A 13,867-nucleotide genomic window follows, 5' to 3' on the forward strand; every position below is an offset into this window, starting at 1 on the left:
TTGCAGATGACTGAGACGACTAGAGAAACGATCCGATTGGCCCCAGCCGATATCCGCGCCTTCCGCGCCGAAAATTCGAAAATGCGCGAGCGCGATATCGCCGCTCGATTGGGCGTTTCCGAAGCGGCGCTAGTTGCCGCGGAAGTCGGCATTTCCGCTATTCGTATCGATGCCGATGCCCACCGGTTCCTTGCCCACGTCGCTTCCCTCGGCGAAGTCCTGGCGCTGTCGCGCAACGAAAGCGCCGTGCATGAAAAGATCGGGGCTTACGAAAACATCAAATCAGGCGTGCAGGCGGCCATCGTGCTCGGCGAAAACATCGATCTGCGCATCTTCCCGAAGCGCTGGGCGCATGCCTTCGCCGTCACCAAGACGGATGGCGACCAGCAGCGGCTCAGCCTGCAATTCTTCGATAAGGCCGGCGACGCCGTTCATAAGGTGCATTTGCGCCCCGCCTCGAATGTCGAGGCCTATCACGCCATCGTCGCCGAACTGCGGCTCGAAGATCAGTCGCAGGATTTTTTAGAGGATCGCTCGGGCTACGATAACGGCGAGATCGACGGCGATGTCAGCCGGGACGAACTGCGCGACCACTGGAGCCGCATGACGGACACGCATGAATTCTTCGGCATGCTGAAAAAGCTGAAGATCGGCCGCCAGGCGGCGATCCGCACGGTCGGCGACGATTATGCCTGGAAGTTGGAGACGAACGCGGTCGCTGAGATGATGCATGCTTCCGTTCGCGAAGGTCTGCCTATCATGTGCTTCGTCGCCAATGACGGCATCGTGCAGATCCATTCCGGGCCGATTTTCAACGTCCAGGCCATGGGGCCCTGGATCAACATCATGGACCCTACCTTCCATCTGCATCTGCGCCAGGATCACATTGCCGAGGCCTGGGCCGTGCGCAAGCCGACGAAGGACGGTCACGTCACCTCGCTCGAAGCCTACAACGCCAAAGGCGAGATGATCATCCAGTTCTTCGGCAAGCGGAAGGAAGGCTTCGACGAGCGTCCCGACTGGCGCGCCATCATCGAGAACCTGCCGAAGGCCGACGCCAGCGTCGCCGCGTAAGGATCGGGCCATGACGATGTTGAAGAACCTCAAGCGCATCAAGCCGTGGGAAATCGCGCTGACGGCGCTGGTGATGACTCTACCACTGGTCCCCGCAAGCCCGGTCAAGGGCGGCTATAGCCTGGTCGAGCGTGCCCATGCCGCGGAAGCGCCGAAGATCGACACGTCTCGCCTGGTCTCGATTGGCGGCGATGTCACCGAGATCGTCTACGCACTCGGCGAGGAAGGCAGGCTGATCGCCCGCGACTCCACCAGCATGTATCCGGAATCGGCAGCCAAGCTGCCTGATGTCGGCTATATGCGCGCGCTATCGCCGGAGGGCATCCTAGCCGTCAATCCGACTGCCATCATCGCGGTGGACGGCTCCGGCCCGCCGGAGGCTCTTACGGTGCTGCGCAATGCCAGCGTGCCTTTCGAAACCGTACCGCAAACTTATGACCGCGACGGCATCTTGAAGAAGATCGACGTCGTCGGCTCGCTGCTCGGCGTGCCGGATAAGGCGAAGGCGCTCGAAGACAAGGTTGCCGCCGATCTCGACGCTGCGATTACAGACTCCGGGAAACGCCCTGAAGCCGAACGCAAACGCGTGCTATTCATCCTGAGCAACCAGAACGGCAAGATCCTCGCTTCCGGCGGCGCCACCGCCGCCGACGGCATCATCAAGCTTGCCGGCGCCATCAATGCCGTCGACAGTTTTTCGGGCTACAAGCCACTGACCGACGAAGCGATCATCGAGGCCAAGCCGGACGTCATCCTGATCATGGATCGCGAAGGTCCGCTGTCGATAAAAGAGGACGACCTCTTGAAGCAGCCGGCGATTTCGCTGACGCCCGCGGCGAGCCACAAGGCGATCATCCGCATGGACGGCCTGCACCTGCTCGGCTTCGGGCCGCGTACCGCCAGCGCCGTGCGCGAGCTGAACGCCGCGATCTACGGAGGCTGAGGTGGCGCTCAACGAGGTCATGCCGGGGCTGAAGCGCATGTCGCACAGAAGGGACCGCCGTCATCACGAGGGCGACCGTACTGCGCTCTCCCTCTTCGTTTTGGCTGGCCTCGTGATCTCCGCCTTCCTTGCGTTCTCGTTTTCGATCACGACCGGCGCCTCCGATGCCTCGATCGTCGACGTCATCGGCAGCATGATAAGCGGCGGTGCGGACAGCGCATTGAGCAGCCGCGACCGTATCATCATCTTCGACATCCGCCTCCCCCGCGCCATTCTCGGATTCCTGATCGGTGGCGGTCTCGCAGTCTCCGGCGCGGTCATGCAGGGCCTGTTCCGCAATCCGCTGGCCGATCCCGGCCTGATCGGCATTTCGGCCGGTTCCAGTCTCGGCGCGGTCGGGATGATCGTCCTCGGCGGCGGCATCCTTGCCCCCGTCGCGCATCTCTTCGGCATCTTTTCCCTGCCGATCGCCGCTTTCATCGGCGGCCTCGTCACGACCGTGCTTCTCTACAGAGTGGCGACGCGGCACGGACAGACATCCATAGCGACCATGCTCCTGGCCGGTATTGCGCTCGGCGCGCTGGCGCTGGCGGCGACCGGCCTGCTGATCTACATGGCAGATGATCGGCAATTGCGTGATCTCACCTTCTGGAGCATGGGGTCGCTCGCCGGTGCGACCTGGACCAAGATCGCCGCCGCCGGACCGATCATCGTCCTCTCCATGCTGCCACTGCCCTTCATGGCACGCGGTCTCAATGCACTGACGCTCGGCGAAGCGGCAGCCTTCCACATGGGAGTCGCCGTGCAGCGGCTAAAGAATATTGCTATCGTCAGCGTTGCGGCCGCAACCGGCGCCTCCGTCGCGGTCAGCGGCGGCATTGGCTTCGTCGGCATCATCGTGCCGCACATCCTGCGCATGGCGATCGGCCCGGATCATCGCTTTCTGCTGCCGGCCTCCGCCCTGCTCGGCGGCTCGCTGCTCATGATCGCCGACGTGGTGGCCCGCACCGTCGTCTCGCCTGCCGAACTGCCGATCGGCATTATCACCGCTGGTGTCGGCGGGCCTTTCTTCCTGTGGATGCTGCTTCGGCAGCGTTCGCGCCTCAGCCTGTGAGTTTTCGATGATCGACGTCTCTGACCTTTCCGTCCGGTTCTCCGGCAAGACAGTCGTGCACGACGTTTGCTTTACCGCCGAAGCCGGCGCGCTGACGGCGATCTGCGGGCCGAACGGTTCGGGCAAGACGACGACCATGAAGGCCATTTCGGGGGAGCTCGCCTATCAAGGTTCGGTGCGCCTCAACGCATCGGAGATCGGCAGCCTTCAAGCCTGGCAACTGGCGGAAATGCGTGGCGTGCTGCCGCAGGCGAGCACCATCTCTTTTCCCTTCACCGTTCGCGAAATCGTCCGCATGGGGCTGACGAGCGGCCGCAACAGCCGTCCCGAGCAGGCCGATCGCATCGCCGCGGAGGCGCTCTCCTCCGTCGATCTCGCCGGCTTCGAAGGGCGCTTTTATCAGGAGCTTTCCGGCGGCGAGCAACAGCGCGTCCAGCTCGCCCGGGTGCTATGCCAGATCTCCGAACCCATCGTCGACGGCAAGCCCTGCTGGCTGCTTCTCGATGAACCCGTCTCCAGCCTCGATATCAGCCATCAACTGACCATCATGACGCTCGCCCGGCAATTCTGTCGGCGCGGCGGCGGCGTCATCGCCGTCATGCATGATCTGAACCTCACGGCTCTCTTCGCCGACCAGATAGTCCTGCTCAAGAACGGACGGCTGCGAGCAGCAGGCCCCGTGGGGGACGTTCTGACCGACCAGCATTTGCAGGATGTCTTCGGCTGTGCGCTCAGGGTCAATCGCGTACCCATCGACGGCGTCCCATTCGTTCTCGCCCACAGTGCACTGACGCACTGACCTTCCTTTCGTCAAATCCGGAACTTTTCGTTGCATCGCCGCGTTGATGATCGGTGATCCAGATCAATGTTCTGCGCAATCAGCAGCAACATGTCTGGCAGCATTCGCTCATCGCAAAAGTCGGCGCAGCTTTGCGGCGCCAGGCCACAGACGCTAACGACGTAAGGGAGCAAGACCATGGCAACCATCCTCCATTCGGCGCGAGCTAAGCGTAATGGCGGCAGCCTACATGACCTCGAAGCCAGCATTGAGGAGCAGATCGAACATCTGCGCAACGAAATTGCCGCTTTCGCCAAGATCGTCGGTGAAAACAGCGCGATCCAGAGCAAGACGATGCGCGCGCGCGCCGAAACCGGGCTTGAGGATTTGACAGCTCGCGGCGAAGACCTGCTGCGTGAATTGCAGCACGGCTATGCGAAGGGCACGCGCGAAATGCGAAGGACCGTGCGCCAACACCCCATTGCCACCATCGGGGCTGCTGCAGCTTTCGGATTGGCGTTTGCCCTGCTTCTGTCGCGCCGTTAAGGAGCCGCAATGCTAGCTCCGTTACTCGGCCTGCTTCTCTCGGGCACATTGCATCGCACCGTTGCGCGCACGAAACGCAGCGGTGTTTTCATTGGCATCGCCGCTATCCTCTTTCTGACGGCCTATGCCTTTGCCCTCATAGCGGCCGCCATCTGGCTGGCAACCATTTACGGCGCAGCCGTTTCGGCGCTGCTGATTGCCGCCGGCGCCCTGGTGCTCGCCGTGATCGTTCTCGTCATCATGATGATCATCAACAAGCAGGAAGAACGCCGTGCCCGCGAACGCCGCGCCGCCTTGGAAACCATGGCCGTCGCAGCAATCGGCCTTGCAAAGTCGCAACCGCTGCTGACCGCCGCCATTGCGACCGCCCTGGTGTTCGGCAACTTGATGAGCACAAAGAGGCGGGATGATTAGGGCGACTTGATCGGCTCATGCTGCATCACAAGTCCGCACATCACGGCAAACAGGCGCGCTAAAGCCTCATGGGCGCAACAGAATCCGTCCGCGCCAGCAGGCGAGGACAGATCGCATGATTTAGAAGGCAAACGCCTTGGACGTCAAAGGCGCTGAGGTGGCGTCCGGGCCAAAGTCGGCTTCTCCGGAAATCTGCAGCAATTCCTGCAGGCGCTGCCGGGCGCGGTTGACCCGGCTCTTGATGGTGCCCACGGCGCAGCCGCAGATTTCGGCGGCTTCCTCATAGGAAAAACCGGACGCGCCGACCAAGATGATGGCTTCGCGCTGATCGGGCGGCAATTGATCCAGCGCCTTGCGGAAATCCTGCAGGTCGAGCGCACCGTACTGCGAGGGATGCGTTGCCATCGATTCCGTGAACAGGCCATCACTGTCCTGCACCTCGCGGCCGCTCTTGCGCATCTGGCTATAGAGTTCGTTGCGCAGGATGGTGAAGAGCCAGGCCTTCATATTCGTGCCCATCTCGAAATGGTCCTGCTTGGCCCAAGCCTTCATGATCGTGTCCTGCACGAGATCATCGGCACGGTCGTGGCGGCCGGTCAACGAGATGGCGAAGGCGCGTAAGCTCGGCAGAGCAGCCAGGAGTTCGCGCTTGAAGCTCGGTTGCGGTTCCATGACGCTTCCTCCTTAATCGGAGACTTTTGCGGAAGCCAAACGTTCGGCCTGATCCAGCTTCTCGAGCAGGTCGAGCAAGCGATCCGGGATAGCCTCATCCTGCACCGCGGCATAGAATGAGCGCAGCCGATTGCCGATTTGATTGTTAGGATCGAGGATATCGGCGGCACGCACGTCAGGCCGTTTACGGTCCGCGTCCTCTTGATTTTGGGTGGTCATTTAGCCTGCTCGCTTCCGCATTTCTTGCGTTCATGGATGCGGGGTGTACCTCTATGCACCCCAGTTTGGAAGGTCCTCACGTCCGCTTCGGCCCGAATCGGAGAAGTTGAACCTAGTGTTCGTCGGCAGGGGTAATGTACTTCTCCAAAAAAAGTTCCGGTGCCGAGGAACTTTTTTACTGAATTTGCGTTTGTTTGTCATTGCAGTCTTGGAGGCTGTGTTTCAATTAGGAATTAATAAAGGGCGGGAGCCATTGATGACACTTTCCACACGCATTGCGCCGCATCTTCCTTATTTGCGCCGCTACTCCCGTGCTCTGACCGGGACACAGACATCGGGTGACGCCTATGTCGCGGCGGTTTTGGAAGCGATCATTGCTGATCTTTCCATATTCCCGGACACGTCCAACGACCGCGTTGCACTCTATAAACTCTTCACTCAACTCTTCGGTTCCACGGCGATCCAGATTCCCGAGCCAACCTCTCCCTATGCTTGGGAACAGCGCGCCTCGGTCAATCTTGCCAAGGTTTCTCCGGTCGCCCGCCAGGCCTTCCTCCTCGCCTCCGTCGAAAACTTCCGTCTCGGCGAGATCGCCGACATTCTCGAGGTGACCGAGACCGAGGCCATGAATCTGCTGGACAAGGCATCCCAAGAGATTTCACGCCAAGTCGCCACCGACATCATGATCATCGAGGACGAACCGCTGATTGCGATGGATATCGAGCAGATGGTGGAAAGCCTCGGACATCGCGTCACCGGCATCGCCCGCACCCATGCGGAAGCGGTTGCCCTGCATAATGCCACCAATCCCAGCATGGTGCTCGCCGACATCCAACTTGCCGACGGCAGCTCAGGCATCGACGCCGTCAATGACATCCTCAAGACGTCGAGCATTCCGGTCATTTTCATTACCGCTTTCCCCGAGCGCTTGTTGACCGGCGAGCGGCCGGAGCCGACCTTCCTCGTAACCAAACCATTCAATCCCGATATGGTGAAAGCTCTGATCAGTCAGGCCCTTTTCTTTAATGAAACCACAAAGGTGGCCGCCTGACCCGAATCGACACTTTGTCGCGGAACAAAGAAAGCAACCGGACGTTCCGGGAGCTTAGGGACGCTTTACCGACTGTTATAGCGAGTGATTGTATAAACCGGATTGAGTTCTTCCGGCTGAGAATACCCTGTCGGCGGGGTTCTCGAAATTGGAGTGAAAGGCAAGCCGGTGAATACGACTGAACCATTACCCGGCATGCCTCTAAGTTTTGAAGGCAAGGCCGCTATGATGGAGCGGGCGCTGGGCAGCGCCGGCGTCTCGATCCTCTTTCAGGATACAAGCCTCGCGATCCGCTATGCCGAAAACCTGCCTGACCACCTGAAACCGTCCCTCATCATCGGCGGCACGGACCGCCATCTTTTCGGCGAGAAGGATGGTGAGCACCTCACTCAATTGAAACGCGGAGTGCTCGAAAGCGGCAAGCCCGTCAGCGCGGAAGTGGAGTTCGTGACCGGCGACGGCGTGCGCATCTACGAGCTGAAGATCGAACGCATCGGTGGCCGCAAGCCGCAGGGCCTGCTTTCCGTCATTACCGAGGTCACGGAGACCCGTCACCGCGAAAAGGTGCTGAAATCGCTGCTGCGCGAGCTGTCGCATCGCTCCAAGAACCTCCTGGCGATCATCCAGGGCATAGCGACGCAGACGGCGCGTCATACGCTGTCGCTCGACAATTTTCTGATCAAGTTCCGCGGCCGCCTGCAATCCCTGTCGAATTCGCAGGACCTGATCACCGATTCAAGCTGGCGCGGCGCCTATCTGTTCGAACTTGCCGAAAAGCAATTCGCCCCCTATTGGCCCGATGCCGGCGTGCCGATGCCGATCTACGGGATCAATGCGCATCTCACGCCGAATGCGGCCGTCCATCTCGGCCTTGCCCTGCACGAGCTGATCGTCAATTCCGCCTCACACGGCGCCATTTCCGCCGGCGCCACCAGCATCACGCTGAACTGCAAGGAGTCCGAACTCGATGGCAAGAAGGCGATCGAAGTGGCCTGGTCAGAGCGCTTCTATTTCCCCGCCGACCATGAGTTCGAGGACAACAGCTTCAGCCGCACCGTGCTGGAGCGGGTCGTGCCCACATCGATGAACGGGCGCGCCCAGTTCGCGATCGACGATGACAGCATCGGCTATCGCCTGACGATACCCGAAACCGAATACGAAATCCTGAAGCGCCGCTGACAATCCGAAACGCAGACTGCAAAAGAAAACAGCCAGCGCGAGGGCGGCGCACTGGCTGCTTTTCACTCATCGGGAGGGGACCGTGAGTAGATGCCCGGTGATGAGTTTTGGGGGCGTGCATCGGTTGATGCGATCATCACCAAGACACCTTCTTAACGACCGCGCCCAACCTTGGTTCCATCTTTCTAAAAAAAATTTTGATTTTTTCCCGAGCGTCCATCGCGAACTTCAAAAATGGGCGCCAACGAATGTTTATAGCCACGCTGGACTTGGAAGCGTCCGGCTTACCCTCCAGTCAGCCAGCAATCGATCCTCGAAAATAAACTAAAACATATGTTTAGCGGAGGCCCCTCCGCCGCCCTCCGGGCTAGGCGGCCATGACAGCTATCCCTGTGCTTGCAATGCCGGAACTCTCCAAAATTTTACCGTTTGATAAATTTTTTAACCTGAGTTACCGTTCATTCCACTGGCCGTTTACTATAATGAGGGAACTTCAATGGGACGACTGGAAACTGGGATTCATAAAGGCAGGCTGACGCCGGCCGAATATGATCAGAACTTTTCCGATCTGCATCCGCGCCTTGACCGTCACGAGGCTTTGGTCGCTGCCGACCGCTGTTATTTCTGCTATGACGCGCCGTGCATGACGGCCTGTCCGACCTCCATCGACATTCCGCTATTCATCCGGCAGATCTCGACCGGCAACCCCATCGGCTCGGCCAAGACTATCTTCGACCAGAACATTCTGGGCGGTATGTGCGCCCGAGTCTGTCCCACCGAACAGCTCTGCGAGCAGGCCTGCGTGCGCAATACTGCCGAAGAGCGCCCCGTCGAAATCGGCCGCCTGCAGCGCTATGCTACCGACACGGCAATGGCCGAGAACAAGCAGTTCTATGCCCGTGCCGCTTCGACCGGCAAGAAGATCGCCGTCGTCGGCGCCGGTCCGGCCGGCCTTGCCTGCGCCCACCGCCTGGCGGTGAATGGCCATGACGTCACCATCTTCGACGCCCGCGAAAAGGCCGGCGGCCTCAACGAATACGGCATCGCCACCTACAAGACGGTCGACGATTTCGCCCAGAAGGAAGTTGACTATGTTCTGTCGATCGGCGGCATCGAAGTAAAGCACGGCCAAGCGCTCGGCCGGGATTTCAGCCTTGCCGATCTTTCGTCGCAGTATGACGCCGTCTTCCTCGGCCTCGGCCTCGCCGGCGTCAACGCGCTGCGTGCCGAAGGCGAAGATCTCGACGGCGTCGCCGATGCCGTCGCCTATATCGCCGATCTGCGCCAGGCCAAGGACAAGGCCGATATCGCCATCGGTCGCCGTGTCGTCGTCCTCGGCGGCGGCATGACCGCGATCGACGCTGCCGTGCAGGCAAAGCTGCTCGGCGCCGAAGAGGTGACGATCTGTTATCGCCGCGGCAAGGAGCATATGAACGCCTCGGAATACGAGCAGGACCTTGCCGCTTCAAAGGGTGTCATCATTCGCCACTGGCTGGCGCCGAAGCGTATCCTCGACAAGGACGGCAAAGTCGCCGGCATCGAAGTCGAATATACGGAACTACGCGACGGCAAGTTGACCGGCACCGGCGATACTGGCGTCATCGCCGCCGATCAGATCTTCAAGGCGATCGGCCAGACCTTCGAGGCCTCCGGGCTCGGCGCATTGCGCATGGAATCCGGCCGCATTTCCATCGACGGCGAAGGCCGGACCTCGCTTGACGGCGTCTGGGCCGGCGGCGACTGCGTGCTCGGCGGCGACGACCTGACGGTCTCCGCCGTTGCACAGGGTCGCGACGCGGCCGAATCCATCAATCGTGCGCTCGCTGCCGCCAAGCCGGCCGCTGCAGTCGCCTGAAAGGAGAACCAAAATGGCTGATCTCCGCAATAATTTCATCGGCATCAAATCCCCGAACCCGTTCTGGCTCGCCTCGGCGCCGCCGACCGATAAGGCCTACAACGTCGAACGCGCCTTCAAGGCGGGCTGGGGCGGCGTGGTCTGGAAGACGCTGGGCGAGGAAGGCCCGCCGGTCGTCAACGTCAACGGCCCGCGCTATGGTGCGATCTGGGGCGCCGATCGCCGCCTGCTCGGCCTCAACAATATCGAGCTGATCACCGACCGCGACCTCTATACCAACCTGCGCGAGATGAAGCAGGTGAAGATGAACTGGCCGGACCGCGCCCTGATCGCCTCGATCATGGTGCCCTGCGAGGAGCAGGCCTGGAAGGCCATCCTGCCACTGGTGGAAGAAACCGGTGCCGATGGCATCGAGCTCAATTTCGGCTGTCCGCACGGCATGTCCGAGCGCGGCATGGGCTCCGCGGTCGGACAGGTGCCGGAATATATCGAAATGGTCGTGCGCTGGTGCAAGCAATATACCCGCATGCCCGTCATCACCAAGCTGACGCCGAATATCACCGACATCCGCAAGCCCGCCCGCGCCGCCAAGGCCGGCGGTACGGACGCCGTGTCGCTGATCAATACGATCAACTCGATCGTCTCCGTCGATCTCGACAATTTCGCGCCGAACCCCACTGTCGGCGGCAAGGGCAGCCACGGCGGCTATTGCGGCCCGGCCGTCAAGCCGATCGCGCTCAACATGGTGGCCGAGATCGCCCGCGATCCCGAAACCTACGGCCTGCCGATCTCCGGCATCGGCGGCATCACCACCTGGCGTGACGCAGCCGAATTCCTGGCGCTCGGCGCCGGCAACGTACAGGTCTGCACCGCAGCGATGACCTACGGCTTCAAGATCGTCCAGGAAATGATATCGGGCCTCTCCGACTGGATGGACGAAAAGGGTCACCGCAATCTGGACGACATCATCGGCCGCGCCGTGCCGAATGTTTCCGACTGGCAGTATCTCAACCTCAACTACATCGCCAAGGCAAAGATCGACCAGGACGCCTGCATCAAATGCGGTCGCTGCTACATCGCCTGCGAAGACACTTCGCACCAGGCGATCACCAACATGGTCGACGGCGTCAGGCATTTTGAGGTGATGGACGAGGAATGCGTCGGCTGCAATCTCTGCGTCAGCGTCTGTCCGGTCGAAAACTGCATCACCATGGAAGCCTTGCCGGCAGGCGCGCTCGACAAGCGCACCGGTAAGGCCGTCGACCCGAACTACGCCAACTGGACGACCCATCCGAACAATCCGATGGCTCGGCAGGCGGCGGAGTAACAGCGCCCAAATATCGGCGGGAAGTAAAATGAGGCGGTCGCAGCTTGCTGCGGCCGTCTTTTTCATAGCCGTATTAGCCTTGCTCAGAAAATGTGTCTTGCGGCTCGCGGAAGCACGAAAATCGAGCTATAGGACGCGCGCTGCAGACAATCGCAGCAGCAGCAACACAGAGGAGGCGGCTATGTCACGCAAATCCAGAACCCTCCATGACGTGAGCTTTTGAGGTCACGTCCAAACGACGCAAGTCATTCCCATCGGAAACTCGGGTAAAGACCGGCTCGCAATTCATCCATGGTGATGTCGAGCTGATCGAAAAACTCGGCCGTAACGATCCCTGCCCCTGCGGTTCCCGGAGGAGGTTTCAAGAGCTGCTGCCTGAAATCAGGCCGCTATGACGGCATCGAACGGGATTACTATTTTTAGAGAGCGGAGCTGAGCTCCATCAGCCCCCAAGTGCGGCGCAATCTTTTCGCGGAATTGCGCCGCCGCTCACGACCGCCGTATACCGAGACCATCGACGAAGAGCTTCTCCAGATAGCGGGCCGCGTCCTCGAAACGCCCCTCGCCGGAATGTTCCTGCCCGAGCACGGCACGCACCTGCACATCGAAATCCGCATAATGCTGCGTCGTGGACCAGATGGAGAAGATCAGGTGATAGGGATCGCATTTGGCGATCTTTCCGGCCTTCGCCCAGGCGCGGATGACCTCGGCCTTTTCATCGACAAGGCTCTTCAGCGGACCTCGGAGTTCGTCCTCGACATGCGGCGCCCCCTGCAGCATCTCGTTCGCGAACAGGCGGCTTTCCCGCGGAAAATCGCGGGCCATCTCCAATTTGCGGCGGATATAGGAGCGGATCTCGCTTTCGGGATTGCCATTGGCGTTGAAGGCGCGCAGGGGCTCCAGCCAGGTAAACAGCACGCGGTCGATCAGCGCCCTATGCATGGCTTCCTTCGTGCGGAAATAATAAAGCAGATTGGGTTTCGACATGCCGGCGACTTCGGCGATTTGGTCGATGGTAGAGCCGCGAAAGCCGTGTACTGAAAATACGTCCAGCGCGGCTTCGAGTATCACTTCCTCTTTTTCTTCTTGGATGCGAGTGCGGCGTTGCGTCTTGGCGGCTCTGGGGATGGCCATGTCTGCTTTGTTTCTCCTTGAAATCCAAGCCCTTCGGCCAAGCCCTCATTCCCCTGCCCATGCTCTGATTTTGGGCAATTGCCTTTAATTTTGTCGGGAATTTTCGTGCTTTTCGTCTTGAGCGCCGCCACGGAAGTTGTAATGTTTACCAATCGGTCAAATTATCTGCCAGATGTCTTTTAAAGGCAACCGGCGATTTTCCGGGGCGAGAAAAACAAGCAAGCGCACCGGAAGCGACCATCGGGAACAATTGGGCATGCGCCTTGCATGACCCGGGACAAACAGGTGAGGATTGCATCATGGTGGCAGCGCCAGGGGAAAACATGCGTATCAATGGCGATCGCCTTTGGGACGCACTGATGGACATGGCGAAGATCGGCCCCGGCATCGCCGGCGGCAACAATCGCCAGACGCTGACCGACGCCGACGCTGAAGGCCGCAGCCTTTTCAAGACGTGGTGCGACGAAGCCGGCTTGACGGTGGGCGTCGACAAGATGGGCACGATGTTCGCGACCCGCCCCGGCACGGATCCGGATGCGCTACCGGTCTATGTCGGTTCGCATCTCGACACCCAGCCGACCGGCGGCAAATATGACGGCGTGCTCGGCGTGCTCGGCGCGCTGGAAGTTGTTCGCACGATGAACGATCTCGGCATCAAGACCAAGCATCCGATCGTGGTCACCAACTGGGCCAATGAAGAAGGTGCGCGCTTCGCCCCCGCCATGCTCGCCTCCGGCGTCTTCGCTGGAGTGCATTCGCTGGACTACGCCTACGGCCGCAAGGACCCGGAGGGCAAAACCTACGGCGAGGAGCTGAAGCGCATCGGCTGGCTCGGCGAGGAAGAAGTCGGAAGCCGCAAGATGCATGCCTATTTCGAATACCACATCGAGCAGGGACCGATCCTTGAGGCCGAGGACAAGACCATCGGTGTCGTCACGCACTGTCAGGGACTGTGGTGGCTGGAATTCACGCTCACCGGCAAGGAAGCGCATACCGGCTCGACGCCGATGAACATGCGCGTCAATGCCGGGCTTGCCATGTCGCGGATCATCGAAATGGTGCAGGGCGTCGCGATGGACAGCCAGCCGGGTGCCGTCGGCGGCGTCGGCCAGGTTTTCTTCTCGCCGAATTCGCGCAACGTGCTGCCGGGCAAGGTCGTCTTCACCGTCGACATCCGCTCGCCCGACAAGGTGAAGCTCGACCGCATGCGCGCCAGGATCGAGGCTGAGGCGCCGGTTATCTGCGACGCCCTTGGCGTCGGCTGCTCGGTCGAAGCCATCGGTCATTTCGAGCCCGTGACCTTCGATCCGAAGCTCGTCACCGCCGTGCGCGATGCCGCGGAGAAGCTGGGCTACAGCCACATGAACCTCATCTCCGGCGCCGGTCACGACGCCTGCTGGGCCGCCAAGGTAGCGCCCGCCACCATGGTCATGTGCCCCTGCGTCGGTGGCCTGTCGCACAACGAGGCAGAGGAGATTTCCAAGGAATGGGCGACCGCGGGCGCGGATGTGCTGTTCCACGCGGTCTTGGAGACTGCGGAGATTGTGGCGTGACAGCCCTA

At 60.6% G+C, this 13,867-nt stretch carries 15 protein-coding genes; 12 read left to right on the forward strand and 3 right to left on the reverse strand.

Features of this window, described 5'->3' with window-relative positions; all coding sequences use genetic code 11:
* Positions 1-6 precede the first annotated feature (6 nt).
* The 6 genes from NXC24_RS14710 to NXC24_RS14735 all read left to right on the forward strand — a co-directional run bounded on the left by NXC24_RS14710 (position 7) and on the right by NXC24_RS14735 (position 4,869).
* Positions 7-1,074, forward strand: coding sequence for a ChuX/HutX family heme-like substrate-binding protein (locus tag NXC24_RS14710; protein WP_104823971.1), 1,068 nt, complete (start codon positions 7-9; stop codon positions 1,072-1,074).
* A gap of 10 nt (positions 1,075-1,084) precedes the next feature.
* Positions 1,085-2,017 (forward strand): hemin ABC transporter substrate-binding protein, encoded by a 933-nt coding sequence (locus tag NXC24_RS14715; RefSeq protein WP_104823972.1) that lies wholly within the window; start codon positions 1,085-1,087, stop codon positions 2,015-2,017.
* A gap of 19 nt (positions 2,018-2,036) precedes the next feature.
* On the forward strand, positions 2,037-3,131 hold the full coding sequence (locus NXC24_RS14720; protein ID WP_104825178.1) for an iron ABC transporter permease: 1,095 nt from the start codon (positions 2,037-2,039) through the stop codon (positions 3,129-3,131).
* Positions 3,132-3,138: 7 nt separating this feature from the next.
* A complete protein-coding gene (locus tag NXC24_RS14725; protein WP_104823973.1) occupies positions 3,139-3,930 on the forward strand; it encodes a heme ABC transporter ATP-binding protein in 792 nt (263 codons plus the stop codon).
* 177 nt (positions 3,931-4,107) lie between these two features.
* Positions 4,108-4,455 (forward strand): DUF883 family protein, encoded by a 348-nt coding sequence (locus NXC24_RS14730; protein WP_104823974.1) that lies wholly within the window; start codon positions 4,108-4,110, stop codon positions 4,453-4,455.
* A gap of 9 nt (positions 4,456-4,464) precedes the next feature.
* Complete coding sequence (locus NXC24_RS14735; protein WP_104823975.1) at positions 4,465-4,869, forward strand: hypothetical protein; 405 nt, start codon at positions 4,465-4,467, stop codon at positions 4,867-4,869.
* A gap of 120 nt (positions 4,870-4,989) precedes the next feature.
* On the opposite strand, the gene NXC24_RS14740 is transcribed toward NXC24_RS14735, so the two are convergent.
* On the reverse strand, positions 4,990-5,541 hold the full coding sequence (locus NXC24_RS14740) for an RNA polymerase sigma factor (protein WP_104823976.1): 552 nt from the start codon (positions 5,539-5,541) through the stop codon (positions 4,990-4,992).
* Between the two features lie 12 nt (positions 5,542-5,553).
* Complete coding sequence (locus NXC24_RS14745) at positions 5,554-5,760, reverse strand: NepR family anti-sigma factor (protein ID WP_028751877.1); 207 nt, start codon at positions 5,758-5,760, stop codon at positions 5,554-5,556.
* Positions 5,761-6,016: 256 nt separating this feature from the next.
* On the opposite strand from NXC24_RS14745, the gene NXC24_RS14750 reads away from it, so the two are divergent.
* The 5 genes from NXC24_RS14750 (at position 6,017) to NXC24_RS35705 (ending at position 11,567) form a co-directional block, all read left to right on the forward strand.
* Positions 6,017-6,811: a response regulator gene (locus tag NXC24_RS14750; protein WP_104823977.1), complete on the forward strand. Its 795-nt coding sequence runs from the start codon at positions 6,017-6,019 to the stop codon at positions 6,809-6,811.
* Positions 6,812-7,006: 195 nt separating this feature from the next.
* Entirely contained in the window at positions 7,007-7,990 is a 984-nt protein-coding gene (locus NXC24_RS14755; RefSeq protein ID WP_199773581.1) for a PAS domain-containing sensor histidine kinase, read from the forward strand.
* Between the two features lie 496 nt (positions 7,991-8,486).
* Positions 8,487-9,845 carry an NAD(P)-dependent oxidoreductase gene (locus NXC24_RS14760; protein WP_104823979.1) on the forward strand — a complete coding sequence of 453 codons (1,359 nt, stop codon included), beginning with the start codon at positions 8,487-8,489 and terminating at the stop codon, positions 9,843-9,845.
* A gap of 13 nt (positions 9,846-9,858) precedes the next feature.
* The gene (preA, locus tag NXC24_RS14765; RefSeq protein ID WP_104823980.1) at positions 9,859-11,172 is read left to right on the forward strand and encodes an NAD-dependent dihydropyrimidine dehydrogenase subunit PreA; all 1,314 of its coding nucleotides are present in this window, start codon (positions 9,859-9,861) and stop codon (positions 11,170-11,172) included.
* A gap of 308 nt (positions 11,173-11,480) precedes the next feature.
* Positions 11,481-11,567, forward strand: coding sequence for an SEC-C metal-binding domain-containing protein (locus NXC24_RS35705; protein WP_245276515.1), 87 nt, complete (start codon positions 11,481-11,483; stop codon positions 11,565-11,567).
* Between the two features lie 94 nt (positions 11,568-11,661).
* Here NXC24_RS35705 and NXC24_RS14775 read toward each other — a convergent pair whose 3' ends face one another.
* Entirely contained in the window at positions 11,662-12,306 is a 645-nt protein-coding gene (locus NXC24_RS14775; RefSeq protein WP_104823981.1) for a TetR family transcriptional regulator C-terminal domain-containing protein, read from the reverse strand.
* A 299-nt stretch (positions 12,307-12,605) separates the two neighbouring features.
* Between NXC24_RS14775 and NXC24_RS14780 the strand changes: the two genes are divergently transcribed.
* Positions 12,606-13,859 carry a Zn-dependent hydrolase gene (locus NXC24_RS14780; RefSeq protein WP_104823982.1) on the forward strand — a complete coding sequence of 418 codons (1,254 nt, stop codon included), beginning with the start codon at positions 12,606-12,608 and terminating at the stop codon, positions 13,857-13,859.
* The last annotated feature ends 8 nt before the right edge of the window (positions 13,860-13,867 follow it).

Origin of the sequence: Rhizobium sp. NXC24, assembly GCF_002944315.1 — a bacterium.
Lineage (GTDB): Bacteria > Pseudomonadota > Alphaproteobacteria > Rhizobiales > Rhizobiaceae > Rhizobium.